This window comes from Methanobrevibacter arboriphilus JCM 13429 = DSM 1125 (assembly GCF_002072215.1).
GTDB lineage: Archaea > Methanobacteriota > Methanobacteria > Methanobacteriales > Methanobacteriaceae > Methanobinarius > Methanobinarius arboriphilicus.
In genome coordinates this window covers 50015-72170 of record NZ_JXMW01000007.1, presented here as the reverse complement: position 1 = coordinate 72170, position 22156 = coordinate 50015, and the positions used below count along the sequence as shown (strand labels likewise).

The window sequence follows — 22156 nt, the reverse complement described above, 5'->3', positions numbered from 1 at the left end:
TTAATATTCAAAATAAATTTAAATATTAAAATAAATCTGAACTAAATACTCAAAATAAATTTAAAAGAAATAGATAATGATATACTTAATAAAAAAAAATTCAGTTTTGTTTTAATCTTTTAAAAAGGAATGATTATATTCAATATAAAGATTAAATCTAACATTGAAAAGGGGGGGTGAATATGTTAGTAACCAGAGATATCATATCTAAATTTTTATTTTCATTAAGCTATCAATTATCTATTCTGATTAATAAGACTAGAGAATTTATCCTCTAACTATTAACAACAAATTTTAAACATTTATAAAAAAATTCATTTTATATAAACATAATTTTATAAAAGAACAATTTTATAAAGATTAAAATAATATCTAAATAGCGAGTATTCTCTATTCTATTAATCAGATAAAAATTCTTACTTTACAAACTTTTAAAAAAGTAAAACTTCATATTTATAAAATCTATGATTTTATAAGATTAAAAACGAAGTTTTTATTACTTATAAGAATTTTTATCTCATTAATAAAAAATAAAGTTTATTTATAATATTAGATTTAAAAAATTTTATATTTAAAAAAATTTAAAATATTAAATTTAATATCATATATCTTTAAGATTATATAACAACATTATATTATTCATATTATATATACTTTTGCATATTATTAAAGAATATTAGGAACTCTTAAATGTTCAGGTAATGGTTTAATCTTAGCTGGTGCACCAATAGCTAAATAGAACGGAGGCACAGTTCTTGTAACAACAGCCCCAGCAGCAACAATAGCTCCTTCACCAACCTCAATATTAGAAAGAAATGTAGTGTTAGCTCCAACAGAAGCTCCTTTCCTAATTTGAGGACCTTTTAAATCATATTCTACTCTAACAGGATAACGATCGTTTGTAAAACAAGCACAAGGACCAATGAATACATTATCTTCAATAACACTATTAGTAGGTATATAAACATTAGATTGTATTCTAACATTAGATCCAATCTTACAATTCCCTTCAATAACACTATTAGTCCCAATTAAAACATCATCACCAATATCAGTATTTTCCCTGATTACTACATTATGACCAGTTTTAAAATCATCTCCCATAACCACATCATTATAGATAATAGTATTAGAACGAAGAAGAATGTTTTTTCCAAAAACAGGATTTTTGCTGAATCTTTTATAATTAACACCAAGTTTAATATTTTCTTTAGCTAGTTTCTGATAAAATTCATCATTATCATTATTAAAAATTCCCAATAAGCTAGCCATTTCATTAAACTCCCATTTTAATATTAATCATTTTCATAACATAAATACTATATTATTTATCATAATTATACTTTTCTTAATTATATCATCAGATGATAAAAATTATATAATAAATTAAAGTATGAAAACTCTATTGCAAGGAAACTCCTATTGCAATTAAATATTTACATAAAAGAAATATTTACATATATATCAAATATCTAATTTAAATAATTATTATAAATTATTATATCTATTTAAGTATATAAAATTATATATTAATATTAAATTTCTTATACTAATATTAAATTTCTATAATAAATTACATTGATTTTAAACAAATTTTTAAACAAATAATATTATGAACTTTTAAATTTTACTTAAATCATTTTACTTAAAATATCATTAAATCGGTGAAAAATTGAAATTAGATAAAAAAACAATTATAGAACAGATAAACCTAATAAGAAGAGAAATTGGTCATGATAATGTTAAAATTAATATAAAAAAATTAATATATAACAAAAAATATGATGAATTATGGATTATAACTCCAGATAGACCAGATAAATCATCGATTATTGGAAAAGGAGGATGGGTTGTAGGAAAACTTAGAGAAAAAATGAAAATTAATAAAATTCATGTTGAAAGCTATTCAGACTATTTAATAAAAGAATATAGGATGAAATTATCTTTAGAAAAATTAAACTCCTTTATAAAAGAACAGGAGAATGAAAAATCTAATCAATCACTTTTAACACCTATTGAAAATTTAAAATCCATTTTAGAAATAAAGATAGAAAATGTTTATAACTTCGATTTCAATGAATATTTTAATAATCATGATTATGAACTTACTAAAAATGAAAACAAGGCAATAGTGGCCCTTTCAGGAGGAGTTGATAGTAGCTTTTCCCTGGTAATAGCTAAAAAATTAGGATTTAATCCAATAGCCGTTACTATTGATCCTAGAACAATAATACTCCCTAAACAATTTAAAGATAATATAAAAAAATTATGTAAAGAAATTTCAGTAAAACATGAATATATTCCCATGGATTATACAGAAATAATTCAAGATTCATTGAGTGGAAATTTACATCCATGTGGGAGATGTTCAAAAGAAACTGCCTCTGCTTTATTCAATTATGGGAGAGATAATAATATAAATCTTGTAATTTTTGGAGATATGTTATCAACAGGATCACAATGTATTACAAAATATAAAATTAATAAAACTATTAATAATTCTGATGAAAATAACATAGATATGTTTAGGTTGAATTTACCAGCTACTCTATCTGTAGGAAAGGAAGAAATAAAGAAAAACATATTAAAATATAATTTAGAACAGATAAAAGGATTCGGATGTCCTCTTTTATATGAATCTCATAAAAAGTACCCATATTTTAAAAAGTTTTCAATTCAAAGAATACTTAGAGAAACAAGATCTGGTGCATTAGAGCCTGGTGAAGCTCTTGATTTAATTTGGAGTTTTTACAGAACAGAAAAATAAAAATAATAAACAAATTAGTTAAAATAACCTTAATTTTAAAAATATAATAAAAAACAAAAAAAATATATAATATAGCTATCGCTAATTATATAAAAAATTGGAAACACTAAAAACATTAAAGTCTTTTTAGACTATATTAAACTTAAAATCAAATTATAAAAAGTTTAATACTCCATATGCAATTAAAACTAATCCTATTACATAAGCAACAATATTAGGGAAAACAATCACTAAAATACCTGCTATAATAGCAATAATTCCTATAGCTAAATTGGTGTTATTAGATTTCATAGTAATACTTTGTATTTAATTGTATATAATATTATCCAAAAAATAAGTATTCTTTATAAGTATTCTTTATAATCATTATTTATAATTTATTATTTATAGTTATTTTTTATAGTTATTCTTTATATTTATTCTTTATATAACATTTATAAAAAAATGATATCCTATAAAAAATAATACTCTACTAAAAAATATCCCATAAAAAATAGCACTACTAAAAACAATACATTATAATTATTTAATCTATAATAATAAAAAATAGTTAAATTGAAAATATATAAAGTTAAAATATTATATATAATTAAAATTGAAAGGTTGATAAAATGAAAATATGTCCAAGATGTGGATCAAAAAATGTCGATTGGATAATTCCTCAAAATTGGTCTGTATGGGAATGTAAAGATTGTGGTTATACTGGACCAATAATTGATGGTGATGAAAAAATAGCTAAAGAAATAAGGGAAGATTATGAGCTAAAATTAAAAATTGAAAAATCAAAGTCTAAAAAAGATAAAAAAGATAAAAAAAATAAAGAAGAAATAGAAAATAAAGAAACAAAATATGAAGAAACAGAAGATGAAGAAGAAATAGAAGATGAAGAAGATCTAACCGATGAAGAAATAGAAAGAAGATTAGATGAATTAGATATATAAAAACTCATTATTGATATTGATCTTGAAAAACTATTTTTCAATGCATTTTTTGTCAAACTCTTCTTTTAAAAATTCTTTCATATTATTACAAGCTAACTGAACCATTTCTGGAGAAGGTCCACCTGGAACTTGTCTCATTTTAACATTTTCAAGAGGATCAAGAGATTTTTGAATTGAATCATAAGATAATTTTAACTTATTAAAGCCTAGATCATTAGCTATTCCATCAATAAAGCTAGAATTAATATCCCCTATTTCTAAACCCATCTCAATAGAGAGGTTCACTAAACGGCCAACAATTTTATGAGCTGTTCTAAATGGAATTTTCTTTTCTTTAACCATAACATCAGCTAAATCAGTAGCTGTTGCAAAATTTGCTCCAGCTAACTCCAAACACCTTTTTTTATTAATGTTTATTGATAAAACCATTTTTGACACTATATTCAAAGTATCATGAGCTATTTTAACTGAATTCCAAAGATGAGGAGTAATTTCTTGTAAATCACGATTATAAGTATAGGGAATAGCTTTTAAAATAGTCATAATTGTAATAAGTTCCCCATTTATTACAGTAGATTTAGCTCTTGCAACTTCAGCAACATCAGGATTTTTCTTTTGAGGCATTATAGAAGAAGTAGAAGAGAATTCATCAGCTATTTCAATGATTCCAAATTCATAAGTACTCCATAGAACCATTTCTTCACACATTTTAGATAAGGTTGTTGTGAGAGTAGCTAAATCAAATACAGTTTCAGCTATATAATCTCTTGCTGAAACACCATCCATAGAGTTTTCTAAATAGCTATCAAACCCAAGAAGTTTTGTAGTAAGCTCTCTATTAATTGGAAAACTAGTTGTAGTCATAGCTGCTGAACCAAGAGGATTTTGATTAACTCTTTTATAAGTATCACTTAACCTTTCATAATCTCTTTTTAAACTTTGAGCATAAGCCATAAAATTATGAGCCATAGTAATTGGTTGAGCATGTTGAAGGTGAGTATAACCTATAGTAACTGTTTCTTTATGTTTTTCAGCTAATTCAACTAATCCTTCAATAAATTCTAAAATAGGTATTTGAATTTCAATAATTTTTTCACGAAGTGTTAATCTTATATCAGTAGCTACTTGATCATTTCTTGATTTAGCTGTATGCATAAAACCTGCTACATCACTACCAACCATATTAGTAACATAATTTTCTATAGCCATATGAATATCTTCAACAGAATGATCAAAATTTAGTGCCTCAAAGCCTTCATCTTTTAATTTAGTTAATGCTTCAAGTATTTTATCAGCTATTTCCTCATCTATGATTTTTTCATTTTTTAGCATTAATACATGAGCAAAATTACATTTAACATCACTATAAAAAATGTGTTTATCTGCTTCAAGAGAAGATGTATATTCAGCTGCATCTTCTGTCATTTTTTTATCTAATCTTCCACTTCGTAAATTCAATTAAATTCCTCTATAGTAATTATTAATAAGATATTAATATCAAAAATCAAGAATATTGAAGTTATATACATAAATATGATATTTAATTGTTTATATTATTCAATTATATTAATTTACTGATTTACTAATTTACTAATTTATTAATTTATTAATTTATATTATAAATTATATTAATTTACTAGTTATTAAATTATTTTATTTAATAAATTTTATTTTTATTAAAATTATTAAATTTAATATTAGAAATCTTTAAAACAGTTAATTTAAAAAATAAATAAATCTCAAACGAAAAATAAAATAACAATGAAAAACTAGTAAAAATCCTAAAAAATAATAAAAAAGTATGGAGGGAAAAATAAATAAATCCTCCTAAAAAAAATGTTTAATTATTGTTTTCTTCTTAAGCTGATTCCAAATATACTTATCAATACTAGTATAATAGCTATTATTGGTATTCCTGTTTTTTTCATAGTAGCTATTGCTACTGGATTATCGCTTGTTTTATTGCCATTACCATTAGTATTATTAGTATTATTAGTATTGTTAGTATTGTTAGTATTATTAGTGTTGTTGGTGTTATTGTTGTTTTTGGTTTCAAATTCAGCAAATGCTAAATTACTAAAGTAATTTTCATTATCTGATAAAGCTGTAATCTTATGTTTACCAGTTTTAAGTTTAGAATTGGGTATATGGAATATTCCAACTCCATCAGAATCTGTTATCACAGATCCAATGTATTTACCATCCAATTCAACATCAACTTTATAATCTGGTATGATATCACCATCTTCATCAACTACTTTAACAATCAAATCAACAGAACCATCCTTATTCTCATTAACAGTAACATTAACAAAGCTTTCACCTTTTTTAACATCAAAACTAGTGCTGTTAGTAAAACCTAAATATTTAATATCACCATTGAAATTAAGTACAACTGTAGTTTTTCCAGTGCTTTTGGGTTTATAAGTTAAATACCAGTAACCATTGGAATTAGTTTTCACTAAATGTTTTTTACCATCAATAGTGATTTCTAATTCACTATCAGCTATTTTATTACCTTCCTCATCGAGAAGAACACCACTTATAACAGTAGTTTTCCCTACTCTAAAATCACCTGAAAGATCAATACTAGAATATGTAGCTAACTTATTAACAGTAAAGTTAGTATTATTGTTAAAACTAGTGTAATTCTCATTACCTTCCCAAGTAACATTAATAGTAAATTCACCTGCATGAGTTGGAGTGTAATTAATATTCCAACTACCATTATCAGCAGTTGTTACATTAAAGTTTTCACCATCAATAATAACAGTAATAGTAGTATTAGCTATTGGATTACCATTTTCATCAGCTAAAACACCATCAATTATTATAGAATCTTCAACCTTAATATTACTAGGAATATTAATAGAAGAATTAACACCATTCTTAGCCACTGAAAAGTTAGTCGCATTAGTAAAACTAGTATAATTCTCATTACCAACATAGCTAACAATAATAGTTATGTTTCCTGTACGATTAGTTGTGTAATTAAGACTCCAACCACCAGTAGAATTAATAATAACATTATTATAAACATTACCATCAACACTAACACTTAAAATGTCAGAGCCATTACCAACATAACCAACAAACTGACCAGAAATATTAACATTATCACCAATATTTACAGTTTCAGGATTAACAACAATACTAGAATTAGTATCATTCAAATTCACAGTAAAACTACTTGCATTAGTAAAACCAGTATAATTCTCATTACCAGCATAAATAACACTAACATTTATAGTTCCAGTACGATTAGTTGTATAATTAAGACTCCAACCACCAGTAGAATTAATAATAACATCATCATAAACATTACCATCAACACTAACAGTCAAAGTGTCAGAGCCATTACCAACATAACCCTCAAGCTCACCAGTAATATTAGCATTAGTACCAATTTGAACACTAGCTACAATAATACTAGAATTAGTACTATTCCTTTCAACTTCAAAACTAGTACTATTACTAAAAGCAGTATAATTCTCATTACCACTAAAACTAACAATAACTGTTATATTACCTGTCTTTTTAGTTGTGTAATTAAAATTCCAACCACCAGTACCATTAACAGAAACATCTGTATAAAGATTACCATCAACAGTAACATTAACACCAGCTATACCAGTAAAATTATCCAACTGACCAGAAATAGTAACATTATTGCCAATACTCACTGAATCATTACTAACAATTATACTAGAATTAGTAGTTAATTGGAGGGAATCAAAAGCTACATTATCATCTACATTATCTAAAGTAGCAGCTAAAGTTTGAACACCAGCTGTAGCTGTTGCATTATAAACAAAACCATCAACACGACTACTATTAAAATCATCACCATTAAAAGTTCCATTAACAACAAAATCAGGTAAAAATTCAACACCATCATTACTAAGCGTAGTATTCAAAACTAACAACATAAAACTAACATTATCACCAAAATGAACACCATCCAAACTAGAAGTATTAGTAATATTCAAAATAAAATGATTAAGAGTATCAATACCCAAAATTTTACCAGTAATATCATTAACACCCCACCAATTACGATCAAAACTACTATTATCATTATGCCCAGTAATATTAACACCAACAGAAGCAATAATACGATTATACTCAACAGTAACATTAACCAATGAACCAACACTTAAGCCAGTAAAATTCAAACCAGCATTAGTAGCAAAAATAGTATTACCACGAATAATAAAATCAGTCACATTAGTAACACCACCACTAGTATAGAAATAAAAACCATCACCATTAGTAGCATTAATAGTATTATTCAAGAAATTAACACCCTTAATATTACCATTATACAAATAAACATAAACACCATAACTAACACCAGTAATATCGTTGTTAGCGAAGGTTATATTAGTGTTGTTGCTGCTGTATGCATACAGATAAACACCAGAGTATGTTCCTGTGATGTTGTTATTGACGAAGGATATATTGGCGTTGTTACTGCTGTATGCATCCAGAGCAACACCAGGGCCGGATATTCCTGTGATGTTGTTATTGGCAAAGGATATAATTGGTATTGTTGCTGCTGTATGCATCCAGATAAACACCACGTGATGTTCCTGTGATGTTGTTGTTGGCGAAGGTTATATTGGTGTTGTTGTTGCTGTATGCAGACAGAGAAACACCAAGGCTGGATGTTCCTGTGATGTTGTTATTGACGAAGGTTATATTGGTGTTGTTGCTGCTGTATACACCCAGATAAACACCAGGGCCGGATATTCCTGTGATGTTGTTATTGGCAAAGGATATATTGATGTTGTTGCTGCTGTATGCACACAGATAAACACCAAGGACGGATGTTCCTGCGATGTTGTTGTTTTCAAAAACCAAATTAGCAGACGAAACAGGACTATTATAACTACCATTACCTAAGTATACACCAGAATAAACACCAGTTATATTATTACCACTAAATAAAACATCAAAAACAGTCTTATCAGCAGATTTACCGAATAAAGAAACAGCACCACGATAATCAGCAGATATACTGGATTTAATAATATTATCCTTAATAACAACACCTGTTATAGGATTAGCACTACCACTACTACTTAAATTAATACTAACACCAGAAGTAGTAATATTATTATCACTAACAGTCAAATCACTACAATTAGATTTTATAGCTGTAGCATAACCACTAATAGTTAAATTAATAATCTTTACATTAGTAGCATTAATATTAAACAAAGTATCAACACTAGATGTTGTGAATTTAGCACCACCACGATTTTTACCAACAATAGTAGCATTACGACTAATATTAAGCTGACCCCAATCAACATAATCACCATCATCAAAACTAATCACCAAATCATTATCATTATCATTATTAATAACACTTTGAAACTGTTCAGTATTATTAGCTGTAGTAAAATTATGATTAGCTGCACTAACACTAGATAAAGCTAAAAAGATAAATAAAACACATATAACAAAAATAATTGGCTTAAAAAGTCTATTTATTGTAAACATTTTCGTTTTTCACCTCCTGATCCAATCAATCAGTATATATAAAAAATACTAGCACAATGAGAACACTCACTACGCTACAATAATATAATATAAAAAAACTACTATAAAAAACTTCCTACCCAAAAACAAATAAAAAAACAATAGCTATCCCCCCCCCCCCTCTCACGCCTTTAAATTAAAATTAAAGGAATATTAAAAATAATTAAAAGAAATAAAATAAAAATAAGAAATATAAAAATAAGAAATTATAATAAATTACTAAAAAAAATATAACAAATGATTAATCTTCATAATTTTATAAAAACTTCTAAAAATACTCTAATTTAAATTTAAAGAAAAATTATGAATATTAAATATTATCCAAAAATTAAATCACCTGTAACAAACTTTTGATGATATAACTATAAATGAAAAAAAGTATAAAACACAAACATGACTAATTATAAAATAAATATAAAAAAATAGAAAAAATATAAAAATTAAAAAATTAAAAAAAATGATTAAAAACAATAACTTAAAAAAAGTATAAAAATTAAAAATAAGGATTATTCTTTACTTTTAATCTCAGTGTATCCACATTTTCCACAAGCATATCTATCACCATGATCAGCCATAAATACACCACCAGAACAACGAGGACAAAAAGGATTTTTCCTTTTTAATTTATCACCATCAACTTCGTAAAGTGTAGATTTTTTCATAATTTAGTCCCTCCAGACTATTATTATATTAATATACAATTATTCTTCAGATTCAGAATTTTATTCTGATTCTTCAGATTCATCATTTTCAACAACTTCAGCTTCTTTATTTTTAGCTAATACATGTTCAGTTTCAATATTTTCCAAACTTTCAATTGAACCATAAATCTTTGCATAGCCAGAAGCTTTAGTTTGACCATAGTGAGGTTGAAGTGAATCAACCACAATTAAATCTCTATTAGAATCTAATAAAGCTACTAACTTACTTTTAACATCTAATAATTTAGGTGTAGCCTCACCAGAGTAAATACAATCAAATTTAACCTCAGTTCTATCTAATACTTTATTTTCTTTCTTATTTAAAATGTCAATTTCCATTTTTAAGCCTCTTTAACTTAATAAAACTTTATTTTTAATAATTTCAATTATCTACTTTTTTGAACAATTTAAGTAGTTCATTAGCTCTTTTTTTTACTTCAAAAACATTTAAAAATACTAATCCTTCATTAGGTTGCCCATATAAAATAACTGCATTATCAGGAGCCATAACAATACATGGAAGAACTGCAAGATCTTCTTCCCCTTCTACAACAATTAGCTGCTTTAAATCATTATTTGTTGCTTTTTTAATAGCTAGATCTATGGTTTCCCATAGTTCATCAGTAATAGTTCCTGGAGGATTTTTTGTAAATAAAACATTTTCAGTATTATTAAATTCATTATTATGAATTATTTTATTATTATGAATTTTTCTTTGAATTAAATTATCAATTATACTAATATTTGGATAAATATTTTTACTGTGAAGATTATTAGTAGTCTCATCTCCAACAGATATTAAAAATTTAGATGAAATAATTTCAGGTAAAGCATCTTCAAAGAAAGGATATAATTTACCTAATGGCCTTTTAAACTCATTTCTATCAGTTTCATCTAATATTAACACTATTATACCCTCTTAAATCTCGTGTGAAATTTTTAAATTTTTAGTTTTATAAATAATTAATCAATATTATAATCAAATCATCTTACTCTTAGAGCATATTCCCCAGGTAATTCAATATTTAATTCTTTAGCTATATCAGAATTTTCTGGATCTACGATTATTAAAAGACCACTCCAATTAGTTGAAGTAGGATTATTACAAACTGGACAACGTTCTCTAGTAGATATTCTTTTACATGAAGTACAAGCTTTAATACTCATTTATACTACTTCCTGATAATTAAAACAAATAATACTTTTATGTATTATTTTTTACTTTTATTTTTCTCATCTTCAATCCACTCAAACCTTCCTAAGTTAGGCTGTCTCATAGTAAGCCCAATTCTAGTTTCTTTAGTGGATTTACCTTTTAAACTAACAGCAACAATTCTAGCTCTGACAAAGTTTCCTTCTTCAAGAGTTTTTTTAGATTCTTTAGCAAGTAATGCTCCTCTTTTAGAATCATAATTAATATAATCGTCGGTGACTTGAGAAACATGAACTAAACCATCCATTGGACCAATACGAATAAAAGCTCCAAATTCAGCTATCTCAATTACTTCACCATTAATTATTTCATATAATTCAGGTTTGAAGAACACTGCATTGAAAACTACTTCATGATAAGCAGCACCATCACCCATTATTACTTTACCTTCACCAATGACCTCTATATTGTTAACACTAACAAGCAAGCCTAATTTTTTATCAAGTCTGCCGTTATAAGTTTCATTAAGAGTTTCAATAGCTACTTCTTCTAGAGGATCCTCAAACTTATAAGGAGGAATTCTCACAGTATCCTCAATTTTTGTTAAATAGTACAATTAAATCCCTCATAATTAATTTATTGATAAACATTATTTAATATTTTGAATGAATTTAAGATTATATAATAATGAGATTATATAATGCTAATATATGATATTATTCTAATATTTCTCTTTATACAAGTCAATAGACCTAATAGCTTCTTTTTTAGCCATTTCAGCATTATCCCAATTAAGGACTTCCACTTCTTTACCTTCAAGATTTTTATAAGTTTTAAAGAACTCTGCAATCTCATCTAAGATATGTGATGGAACATCAGATATATCATTAATATCTTTGAATTTAGGATCATCCACAGGAACAGCTAAGATTTTATAATCTTTATCTCCACCATCAATCATCCCCATTATTCCAATTGGTTTTGAAGCAATAACACAACCTGGAAAAGTTGGTTGTTCCATTAATACCATAATATCCATAGGATCCCCATCATCATAAACAGTTTGAGGAATAAACCCATAATCAGCAGGATAAACTACTGAAGAGTACAAAACTCTGTCTAAAGCAAAAGCTTCCATATCTTTATCATATTCATACTTGTTTCTTGATCCTTTAGGAATTTCGATTACTGCATTTATTACTTCAGGAAATTCAGATCCGGGATTTAATTCAGTCCATAAATTCATATTTCCACCATTATTGATATTTGATTATTATACATCATTATAATATTATTCTACATTATAATATTATTTTATATTATAATATTATTCTATATTATTATAATAATTTTATTATAATAATTTAATAAAATTAATAATTAAATAAAACTTTAATAAACCTTTAATAAAATTTTAATAAAGTTTAATAAAATTATTAAATTTGTATTTTAAATATTTAGAAGGATTAATAATAATTATTTAATATTACTATTCCAAATATCCATCAAAGACAACATATTTCTTTTGACGCAAATAAACAACAGGTATACCTTTTTTTCTTGCTCTTTTTTTTAGTTCAATATCATTTGTTGCTAAAACTTTTGAAATTCTAATTAAAGCATCATCAACAGATTCATCTTTATTTAGAGAAACATCTTTTATCTCAACAACTCCAGATTTAGCTATTTTAAGACCAATTCCTGCTGCAACCCTATTTTTGCCTTTTAAATTTTTCTTTAAACCAACCAACTCATTTATTATAAATTTTGTAGTAGCTAATTTATAAGAAGGAAAAGCTTTTTCAAGTTCATCTATTATATCAACATTGAACTGAAAGGGAATCATAAAAAATTTGTATCTATTATGATCTCTTTTTCACAACAATCTTTAAAATTATCATTGGATAATTCCATAACCAATCAATCTCCAACGAGCTCCAACTCTACGACTCAAAGCTACTCTATCCCCTTTGTCAGCACAAACAGGTAATTTTAAAGTTACTTGGACATTACCTTTAACTTTTGTTACAACACCAATTGTAGTAGTTGTACCACAATTTATCATTAAAGGCTCTTTAATTATAATTGGAGCTACATCTCTTTCTTCTTTAGTACCAACAACACGATCTAAAAGATGAGTTTCCATTTCAAAACTATGTAAAACATCTGGAAGAGTTCCAATTTCTCCAGCTACAGAACCAGAAAGAGAATCTGCTTTTGTAAGTGAAGGATCTAATTTAGTAGCTACACCTATAAGTCCTCCAGGTCCAACTTCATCAACATCTTCTCCACCAGCATTTAATCCAATTATTTTCGATTTTAAAGAGATCCAAGCATTTTTTCCACCTCTTTTATTTTCAATACCAGGACGGATTTCAATATCTTGACCTTCTTTTAATGTACCTTGAATCAAAGTTCCACCGATAACTCCTCCTTTAATATCATTAGGATGAGAACCAGGTTTATTAATATCAAAAGACCTAGCAACATGCATTCTAGAAGGTTTATTTGGATCCCTAATTGGAGTTTTAATTTTTTTATCAATAGCATCAATCAATATATCAATATTAGCTCCTTGTTGAGCTGAAACAGGGATAATTGGTGCACCTTCTGCACAAGTACCTTTTACAAACTCTTGAATCTCATTATAACTCTCAATAGCTCTTTCTTTAGAAACTATATCTATTTTATTTTGAACAACAATAACATCAGTTACTCCAATAACATCAAGAGCCATTAAATGTTCTTTAGTTTGAGGTTGAGGACAGTATTCATTAGCAGCTATTACAAGAACTGCACCATCCATTATTGCAGCACCAGATAACATAGTAGCCATAAGAGTTTCATGTCCAGGAGCATCAACAAAAGATACTTTTCTTAAAAATTCAGTTTCTTCTCCACAATGTTCACAAGTTATTGCTGTGGTATAACATAAAGGTTCACCACACTTGTTACATTTTCTAAATTCAATATCAGCATAACCTAAACGAATAGATATGCCTCTTTTTGTTTCTTCGCTGTGAGTATCTGTCCAGATACCTGATAATGCTTTGGTAAGAGTTGTTTTACCATGATCGACATGACCCACTAGCCCTATGTTAACATCAGACTGTACTTTCACAGATTACACCTGCTGTGTTTTTATTTTGAAAATATTCTACAATTCCATACATAATTTTTCACTGATAATAAAATAACTATAAATAACCAAATTATTCTTCTGAAGACTCATCTTCATCAGTACTTGGATTAAGTATAGCATCAATAGATTTATTACCTGCTTCAGTTACAATAGTGTTAATTTGAACAATATCATCAGATATAGTATTTCCTCTTAATGTTTTTCTTCTTTTAACACCATCAGCTTTAGGTTTGTAACCTATACCACCAGATAATAAACTTTTAATCCTTCTAGGACCTTCGACATCTTTTTTCATTGGAAAACCATTTTTATCACTGCCACCAGTAATTTTTAAAGTATATCCATCGAGTCCTATTAAATCCCCACTTAATTCGTCACCAATAGCTAAACCAATGATTTGTCTTTCATTAGTGTCTACTTCAATTTGATGACTTTCTTCTTTTTCTGAAATAACAACTTTAAATACCAAAAAATTCCTCCTTTAAACAAATTTAAACGATTGATCTTTAATAATTGAGAACAAATAAAAATCCAATATTATCTAAATTAATTATAAGCTATACACTAATACATATTATATTAAAGTATAATCTATATTTAATATATATTTATTATAACCCATTATTATATTAGTTTTATTATTAATATTTTTATTAGTTATATTATTAATCATATTATTAGTTTTATTATTAGTTTTATTATTAGATTTATTATTAGTTTTATTAATTTTATTAATATTCTGTATTCATTATTAATTTTATTAAATAATTTTATTAAATAATTTATTAATTATTATTAATTTATTTTATTAGTTTTATTATATTTACTATAATTTTAAAATCTATTATTAGTTATGATTTATTTTAGTTTTAATATTAATTTTAGTTTTATTATTAAACTATCTATTATTAATTAAGCATATAGCTTTATTAGCATTATTCAAAAAGTCCAAATGTACCCCAATCAGGATCAATTTTTCTTTTAATGGTTAATATTTCATTTAAGGATTCAAATTCATCTTCACTTAATTTATCCTTAAATTCTCTTTCTAAAATTTTATAATGTTTTTCTGGAATATCAATATATAGATTGTCTCCTTCTTCAAAATCTTTTCCAACAATTGCATCTTTAATTGCCATTGCAACTTTTTGACCTTTACTTATAGAAGGTAAATTATCTCCTTTATCCTGCATACTCTCAATAGATCCAACAACATTTCCATTATGATTCATTAAAGATAAACCTTGCTTTATAGTTCCACTAAGAACTTCAATTCCTGCAATTGCAGGTTTACTCTGTCTAAATACAAGTTTAGGAATAATTCTAATTTTTGCAGGTTTAATTATAGCATCCAACCACTTTTGTCTTTGCTCTTTTTCCTTCTCTTTAATCCAAACATCATATTCTTCAGTAATTTGATATATTACATTACCAGAAAAGAGCTTTATATCAGAATTATCCAATTCCTCTTGGGCAGTTGGGTGTACTTTAACATTAAAAGCAATTATAACTCCATGAGAGGGATCTTCTTGCTGTACGATAGATGCATTAATAACATCTCTTTTAGAAACATCACCAATTTCAGCAGTTCTAATTGGAATATCCATAGACTGCAGTAAATTTACAAGAGCTTCAAGAGAACCAAGAGTATCAGCTTTTGCCATTACCCCATTTTCATTGGTATGGATTGTGATATCTTCAATTTCCCTTAAAATTTCCTCTTTAACATGATCTCCATCTTTAGTTACCCTTAAAGGAGAACCAGAAATAACATTATCAAGATTAGGAGCTGCAATTTTTATACCAGCTGCAGCTACTACTTCATTAACCTTTTTAAACTTTTTCTTTGAATCTCTCATCTCTTCTAAAGGAAGAGGTCTTAAGATTGACCTAATTTTAGTTGTAAGAACATCTCCTACTTCCATCAAAGCAACTTCATCATTCTTTTTTAGAATACCATCATATATAATAGCATCTATTGTAACTCCAAGCCCAGTTTCTTCTTTAATTTCTAAAACAGTTCCCCTTGCAGGAGAATTTTCCTCAATTTTTAATTGTTCAGTTAAATACTCTTGAGCAAGCCCAAGTAACATTGCAAGTAACTCTACAATTCCTTCTCCAGACTTAGCACTAATAGGAATAATACTAATTTGAGAAGAAAAGTCATTTATACGATCAAATCTTTCAGACTGAAATCCTTCTTTATGTAAAATTCCAACCAGTTCATAAATTTGTTTATCTAAATTTAATTGAGTATTTTGAGCTTGATTTGCAAAAGATTTTGAAAATGAAGTGTTTTTATGAGTTTCCCATCCAAAAATCCTATCTATTTTATTTGCAGCTATTATAAAAGGAGTTTTGTACATTTTAAGAATATTTAAAGCCTCAAAAGTCTGAGGTTTAAAACCTTCATTAATATCCACAATAAGAATAGCTAAGTCTGCTAATGCTCCTCCACGTTTCCTAAGACTAGTAAAAGCTTCATGACCCGGAGTATCAATGAAAAATAAACCAGGGATATCTTTTTGGATAGATAATTTTCCAATGAAATTTCCACATATATTTTCTATTGTCTCTATAGGTATTTCAGTAGCACCGATATGTTGGGTTATTCCACCAGCTTCTTTAGATGCAATAGTACTTCCTCTGATAAAATCAAGAAGAGTTGTTTTACCATGATCCACATGGCCAAGAACAGATACAATAGGAGATCGAATCTTCATAATTTTCTAATTTATAATTTTCTAATATGATTAAAAACTAACAAATATTGTTCTAACAAATATTTTATTATATTTTATTATAGCTAATTATTATTTTAACAAGTTTTAACCATATATTCTAATAAATACTATTTTAATAAATATTATTCTAATAAATACTATTCTAATAAATATTATTCTAATATAATATTATTCTAATAAATATTTATTCATAAATCCAAGAATCATCAGCTATTTTATATTCACAAATTTCATCTTCATTGAAAAATAGAGATATCTCTCTTTCAGCAGAAGCTGGAGAATCAGAAGCATGTATAATATTTCTACCCATATCCATAGCAAAATCTCCTCTTATAGTACCAAGATCTGCTTCTTTAGGATTAGTAGCGCCAACTATCTTTCTAATCAATGATATTGCATCGTCACCTTCAATTACCATAGCAAATGAAGGAGATGAAGTTATATAACTAACTAAATCATTGAAAAAAGGTTTTTCAGAATGCTCACCATAATGCTCTTTTGCAAGATCTTCATCTATCTTTAAAAGTTTTGCAGCTACAATTTGAAGTCCTTTTTCTTCAAACCTAGTTAAAATTTTTCCCATGATTCTTCTTTGTACAGCATCAGGTTTCATCATAACAAAGCTTTTTTCCATCATCTTTTTAACCTCATGAATTAATTTATGAATTAAATTTATTATTAAATTTATTATTAAATTTATTATTAGATTTAGTTCTATTATTAGATTTAGTATTAAATTTAGTATTATTATATAGATTTATTATTTTTATTATTAGATTTAGTATTAAATTGATTGATTAAATTAATATTAAAAATTAATATAATTAAGTAATACAATAGAATAGTTATTAATAGATAATTATTAGATTAGAAATTCATATCTAAATCTTATAGCTAAATTAATCATTATAACTACTACTCATATAACTTACTAGTCATAGAAGCTAATTTTTGTAGCTAAAATTAAGTTATTAATAAGTTATTTATAAATAAATATTAAATGATTATTAAATGATTATTAAATAAACATTAAATACCTAAAAAAATACCTAATAATAAATAAATGAAATAATATTATTTAATAATATAACTCAGTTATATCATCATAATACTAATTTTCTTTTACCCATTTAACTTTTCTTGGAACTCTTCCAAGCTTAATCATATTTTTTTCACATTTACTACTACAGAAGAAGTATATGGAACCATCTTTTTTAACATACATTTTTCCAGTACCTTCTTCTATCTCTTCTTTACAAAATGAACAAGTTCTCATTATATTCACCTTTAGAATTTAAGTTAATTAAGAATATCCTAATATCTAGCTAAAGCATAGCATAAAGCCATAGCCAGTTAAGGAGTCTTAATCTCCTTAGCTTCTCTAATTGTGTCCAATAACATCAAAATATCGCCTTGTCTAACAGGACCCATAATATTTCGAGTTAATATTCTTCCCTTGTCTCTTCCATCGAGGATTCTGCACTTAACTTGCATTACCTCACCAGTCATCCCAGTTCTTTTCAAAACTTCAATGACTTCTGCTGGACTTCCTTCTTCCATATAATCACCTGTTAATAATTTTAGAGCATTTATTAATTAATGCTCTTCAAACAGATCAAGAAAAATAATTAATTATTAAACTAATTAATTTTTAAGTTCTTCAACTTTTTCCACAACTTCTTTTACTAGCTCTTCAGCTTCACCAGCATCAACAATAGCTGCTGAAGCAGTACCAACATTCAAACCTGCTGCTCCACCAACTTCTTCTTTGGTAGGCAAGTAAACATAAGGAATTTCTTTTTCTTCAGCAAGAACAGGAATGTGTGCAACGATTTCTGCAGGATCAACATTTTCTGCAATTACAACTAATTCTACATTTCCTCTTTCTATAAATTTAGTAACTTCGTTAGTTCCTTTAGCTACTTTTCCTGTATTCCTTGCGGTTTCTAATGCTTCTTCAGCTTTTTCAGCTATTTCTTGTGGGGTGTCAAATTTTACATAAATTGCTTTTGCCATATTATTTACCTCCTTTTTCATCTGGCATTTGCCATCCATCGGCAAATATTATAACTGCAGTTTTAAAAAAAATTATTTTTTAAAAACATTATAATAATCACTATAAGTAATAAATACTATAATAATTTGAAATACCATAATATTATCTAATATATCCTTTAAATATAATATATCATTTAATATTAGAGATAATATTAGAAATTACTCAATATTAGAGATTATTTGCTGTTATAATAAGTATATCATATTAAATATTTTATAAATGTCTATAAAAAGAACTAAATTGACTATGAACATAAAATAAGCTAAAATTAAAATATCAACGAAAATATTATTAAATATAATTATTGATTTTAGCTAAAACATCATTACACAATAGTTAAAAACTAATTGCATCAATTATAGCCTTATAATCTCAAAAATTTAGAATTCTAAATAGTATTAAAACAATTCAGATAAAATCATTTAAAATATTAATAAAAATATTAATGAAATTTAAAGTCTTGAGAATAGACTATAATAAATATATTTTCATAGCTTATAAAGTTTTTCAATATCTGATTCTAAATTCTGATTATATGCCAAATTATTATATTAAAAAGTAGTTATTATTATTTTTATTATCATAATATTTAACTTTTAATAATGAATTTTATAATACAGGATTAAATATTAATTAGTTAATTCAATATCCAAAATTCAATATTTAAATATAACTATCTAAAATTCAAATAAAAATATTCAAATAAAACAAAACCAGTAAATAAGCTCATAAAATATAAACCAACAAAATATAAACTAACAAAATATAAACCAATAAAAAAAATCAACAAAATAAAAAAATTAGAAATAAAAACAAATAAAAAAATAAAATAGAAAATATCCTACAAATAAAACAATACTAAAAGTAAATAATATCATTACTGTATATCGTTACCATATAGTATTGAATAGTTTTACTAAAAGTAAAACCATTAACTATTTATATATACTTAACTACAAGTTTTTGTAGCCAATTTAATATCTTCTACTTTTACAGTTTTTCTACCAGCATGTCTTGCAAATCCAACAGCTTTAGCAGCAATGTCGTTTCCACATTCTTCGATTGCTTCAGCTAATGCTTCTTTAGCACCGTCACTGACTCTGTCAGCACCAGCGTTTTTTAAGATTCTACCGATAGGAGCAATTGGTAATTCCATATTTTCACCTCATAATTTTGTAATTATAAGTGTATCTTTCATCATATATAAATATATTGGTTCTAGATTAGTAAATTTCAATATCCCACCAACTTAGTCAATTTTATTTTATATTAGAGATTGGAATTTTTCATTATTCGATATCTATACAAGACCACTTAACTAAATAAATTTAGATAAAATTTTCATAAATTAAGCTCAACTCATAGCCATTACAATTATGATTTCAAAAATATAGAATTAATATTATAAAGATAAAGTTAATTTTAGTAATTACTAAATTTTACAGAAATCATAGAAATAATAACATAATTCAAATAGAAATACGTGTCAAAAATAATGAAAATGAAAAAATAAAATAAAAATCTAAATAAAAAAATAAAATAATTTGATAAAAAAATAAAATAATAACAATTATAAAATTAATAATAAAATTAATAATAAACTTAATAATAAACTTAATAATAATATTAATAATAATATTAATAATATTAATTTAATAAAACTAATAATGAGATTGGTAATAATAAAACTAAAATTAATATTAAAATTAAAAATAATAATAAAATAAAAAATAGAATAATAAAATAAAAAAAATAAGTAATAATATTTAAAAGCTAAATGATAGTATTTAAAAAATAAGTAAAAGTATTTAAAAATTATTTATTTAATAAAACTTTCTTTAGAGCATCAACATCAGCATCAATCTCTATAGGTTCAACACAAGCATTTATAGCAGTATTTGGATCTTTAAGTAAATGTCCAGTAACTATACATACAACCTGTTCACCTTTATCAATTATTCCTTCAGCAACAAGTTTTTTAAGACCTGCTATTGAGGCAGCTGATGCAGGTTCAACTCCTATCCCTTCTTTTCTTGCAAGTTCCTTTTGAGCTTCTAAAATCTCATCATCGGTAACAGTTTCAGCAAAACCATTAGAATCATAAATAGCCCTTAAAGCTTTAATAGAACTTACTGGAGCCCCAATTCTAATAGCTGTAGCTATAGTTTCAGGATTTTCTGTTGGAACCAAATCCATAGTATTCTTTCTAAAAGCATTTACAATTGGACATGCACCTTCTGCCTGAATACCAGTCATCATAGGAAGACTATCAATAAAACCTGCTTTATAAAATTCAGTGACTCCTTTCCAAATAGCAGAAATATTCCCAGCATTACCTACTGGTAAAATAATCCTGTCTGGAGATTCCCATCCAAGTTCATGAACAATTTCAAATCCAATTGATTTTTGTCCTTCAAGTCTGTAAGGATTAATAGAATTAAGAAGATACAAATGTTTTTCAAGAGCAAGAGCTGTTACAGCTTCAAGAGCTTCATCAAAGTTACCATTAACTGAAAGTACTTCTGCTCCATGGAACATTGCCTGAGCTAACTTTCCAAGAGCTACTTTTCCACTTGGAAGAAGAACAACGCATCTAAGACCTGCTCTAGCTGCATAAGCTGCAAGTGATGCAGAAGTATTGCCAGTAGAAGCACAGCCAACTGTATCTACACCAAGTTCCATAGCTTTAGTCATCCCAACGCTCATACCACGATCTTTAAAACTTCCAGTTGGGTTTGAACCTTCTACTTTAACAAAAAGTTCAATTCCAAGTTCACTACCTAACTTATCACATTTACAAAATGGAGTTCCGCCTTCATCTAGAGAAACTATCTTAGTTTCATCAACTGGCATAAACTCTTTATACTTCCATAAGATATCTTTTCTACAATCAAAAATATCTTTAGAAATATCCAAATTTTCAATATCGATATCTACTTCCAATACAGAGCCACACTCTTTACAAGTGTATATAACTTCATTATCATTATATTTTGTATTACAATTTACACATACAATCATAAAATCACTTTAATATAAAAAAAATTTAATATAAAACTATTTTGATAAGCAAAAAATATTGTATAATTATTTTATTATAAA

At 26.2% G+C, this 22156-nt stretch carries 23 protein-coding genes; 2 read left to right on the top strand and 21 right to left on the bottom strand.

What is annotated here, in order from left to right; all coding sequences use genetic code 11:
- Positions 1-666: 666 nt before the first annotated feature.
- Positions 667-1272: an acyltransferase gene (locus tag MBBAR_RS05520; RefSeq protein WP_042703726.1), complete on the bottom strand. Its 606-nt coding sequence runs from the start codon at positions 1270-1272 to the stop codon at positions 667-669.
- A 400-nt stretch (positions 1273-1672) separates the two neighbouring features.
- Between MBBAR_RS05520 and MBBAR_RS05515 the strand changes: the two genes are divergently transcribed.
- On the top strand, positions 1673-2767 hold the full coding sequence (locus MBBAR_RS05515; RefSeq protein WP_080460304.1) for a 7-cyano-7-deazaguanine synthase: 1095 nt from the start codon (positions 1673-1675) through the stop codon (positions 2765-2767).
- 153 nt (positions 2768-2920) lie between these two features.
- On the opposite strand, the gene MBBAR_RS10410 is transcribed toward MBBAR_RS05515, so the two are convergent.
- The gene (locus MBBAR_RS10410; protein WP_169835751.1) at positions 2921-3058 is read right to left on the bottom strand and encodes a hypothetical protein; all 138 of its coding nucleotides are present in this window, start codon (positions 3056-3058) and stop codon (positions 2921-2923) included.
- Positions 3059-3378: 320 nt separating this feature from the next.
- On the opposite strand from MBBAR_RS10410, the gene MBBAR_RS05510 reads away from it, so the two are divergent.
- On the top strand, positions 3379-3708 hold the full coding sequence (locus MBBAR_RS05510) for a hypothetical protein (RefSeq protein WP_080460303.1): 330 nt from the start codon (positions 3379-3381) through the stop codon (positions 3706-3708).
- A gap of 30 nt (positions 3709-3738) precedes the next feature.
- On the opposite strand, the gene argH is transcribed toward MBBAR_RS05510, so the two are convergent.
- From argH to thrC, 19 genes are all read right to left on the bottom strand, one after another.
- Positions 3739-5166, bottom strand: coding sequence for an argininosuccinate lyase (argH, locus tag MBBAR_RS05505; protein WP_080460302.1), 1428 nt, complete (start codon positions 5164-5166; stop codon positions 3739-3741).
- A gap of 386 nt (positions 5167-5552) precedes the next feature.
- Complete coding sequence (locus MBBAR_RS10235; protein ID WP_158082536.1) at positions 5553-8276, bottom strand: beta strand repeat-containing protein; 2724 nt, start codon at positions 8274-8276, stop codon at positions 5553-5555.
- Positions 8233-9216: a right-handed parallel beta-helix repeat-containing protein gene (locus MBBAR_RS05495; protein WP_080460300.1), complete on the bottom strand. Its 984-nt coding sequence runs from the start codon at positions 9214-9216 to the stop codon at positions 8233-8235. The genes MBBAR_RS10235 and MBBAR_RS05495 overlap by 44 nt, the downstream gene beginning before the upstream one ends.
- Before the next feature lie 545 nt (positions 9217-9761).
- Positions 9762-9917 carry a 30S ribosomal protein S27ae gene (locus MBBAR_RS05490; protein WP_080460299.1) on the bottom strand — a complete coding sequence of 52 codons (156 nt, stop codon included), beginning with the start codon at positions 9915-9917 and terminating at the stop codon, positions 9762-9764.
- A gap of 60 nt (positions 9918-9977) precedes the next feature.
- Positions 9978-10295 (bottom strand): 30S ribosomal protein S24e, encoded by a 318-nt coding sequence (locus tag MBBAR_RS05485; RefSeq protein WP_080460298.1) that lies wholly within the window; start codon positions 10293-10295, stop codon positions 9978-9980.
- A 43-nt stretch (positions 10296-10338) separates the two neighbouring features.
- Entirely contained in the window at positions 10339-10869 is a 531-nt protein-coding gene (locus MBBAR_RS05480; RefSeq protein ID WP_394334522.1) for a GTP-dependent dephospho-CoA kinase family protein, read from the bottom strand.
- Positions 10870-10940: 71 nt separating this feature from the next.
- The gene (gene spt4, locus MBBAR_RS05475) at positions 10941-11117 is read right to left on the bottom strand and encodes a transcription elongation factor subunit Spt4 (RefSeq protein ID WP_211272917.1); all 177 of its coding nucleotides are present in this window, start codon (positions 11115-11117) and stop codon (positions 10941-10943) included.
- A 50-nt stretch (positions 11118-11167) separates the two neighbouring features.
- Complete coding sequence (locus MBBAR_RS05470) at positions 11168-11725, bottom strand: DNA-directed RNA polymerase (protein WP_080460295.1); 558 nt, start codon at positions 11723-11725, stop codon at positions 11168-11170.
- Between the two features lie 105 nt (positions 11726-11830).
- The gene (locus MBBAR_RS05465) at positions 11831-12355 is read right to left on the bottom strand and encodes an inorganic diphosphatase (RefSeq protein ID WP_080460294.1); all 525 of its coding nucleotides are present in this window, start codon (positions 12353-12355) and stop codon (positions 11831-11833) included.
- Between the two features lie 243 nt (positions 12356-12598).
- Entirely contained in the window at positions 12599-12955 is a 357-nt protein-coding gene (locus tag MBBAR_RS05460; RefSeq protein ID WP_042703712.1) for a type II toxin-antitoxin system VapC family toxin, read from the bottom strand.
- Positions 12956-13006: 51 nt separating this feature from the next.
- Positions 13007-14230, bottom strand: a complete 1224-nt coding sequence (locus MBBAR_RS05455) for a translation initiation factor IF-2 subunit gamma (RefSeq protein ID WP_080460293.1) — start codon at positions 14228-14230, stop codon at positions 13007-13009.
- A 91-nt stretch (positions 14231-14321) separates the two neighbouring features.
- A complete protein-coding gene (locus tag MBBAR_RS05450) occupies positions 14322-14720 on the bottom strand; it encodes a 30S ribosomal protein S6e (RefSeq protein ID WP_080460292.1) in 399 nt (132 codons plus the stop codon).
- A 466-nt stretch (positions 14721-15186) separates the two neighbouring features.
- The gene (infB, locus tag MBBAR_RS05445) at positions 15187-16974 is read right to left on the bottom strand and encodes a translation initiation factor IF-2 (RefSeq protein WP_080460291.1); all 1788 of its coding nucleotides are present in this window, start codon (positions 16972-16974) and stop codon (positions 15187-15189) included.
- Between the two features lie 205 nt (positions 16975-17179).
- The gene (ndk, locus tag MBBAR_RS05440; protein WP_080460290.1) at positions 17180-17632 is read right to left on the bottom strand and encodes a nucleoside-diphosphate kinase; all 453 of its coding nucleotides are present in this window, start codon (positions 17630-17632) and stop codon (positions 17180-17182) included.
- A 474-nt stretch (positions 17633-18106) separates the two neighbouring features.
- Complete coding sequence (locus tag MBBAR_RS05435) at positions 18107-18271, bottom strand: 50S ribosomal protein L24e (protein ID WP_042703707.1); 165 nt, start codon at positions 18269-18271, stop codon at positions 18107-18109.
- 77 nt (positions 18272-18348) lie between these two features.
- Positions 18349-18555, bottom strand: a complete 207-nt coding sequence (locus MBBAR_RS05430; protein ID WP_042703705.1) for a 30S ribosomal protein S28e — start codon at positions 18553-18555, stop codon at positions 18349-18351.
- Between the two features lie 84 nt (positions 18556-18639).
- Positions 18640-19011, bottom strand: a complete 372-nt coding sequence (gene rpl7ae, locus MBBAR_RS05425) for a 50S ribosomal protein L7Ae (RefSeq protein WP_042703703.1) — start codon at positions 19009-19011, stop codon at positions 18640-18642.
- 992 nt (positions 19012-20003) lie between these two features.
- Entirely contained in the window at positions 20004-20210 is a 207-nt protein-coding gene (locus MBBAR_RS05420; RefSeq protein ID WP_042703701.1) for a histone family protein, read from the bottom strand.
- Between the two features lie 659 nt (positions 20211-20869).
- On the bottom strand, positions 20870-22075 hold the full coding sequence (thrC, locus tag MBBAR_RS05415; RefSeq protein WP_080460289.1) for a threonine synthase: 1206 nt from the start codon (positions 22073-22075) through the stop codon (positions 20870-20872).
- Positions 22076-22156: the final 81 nt, after the last annotated feature.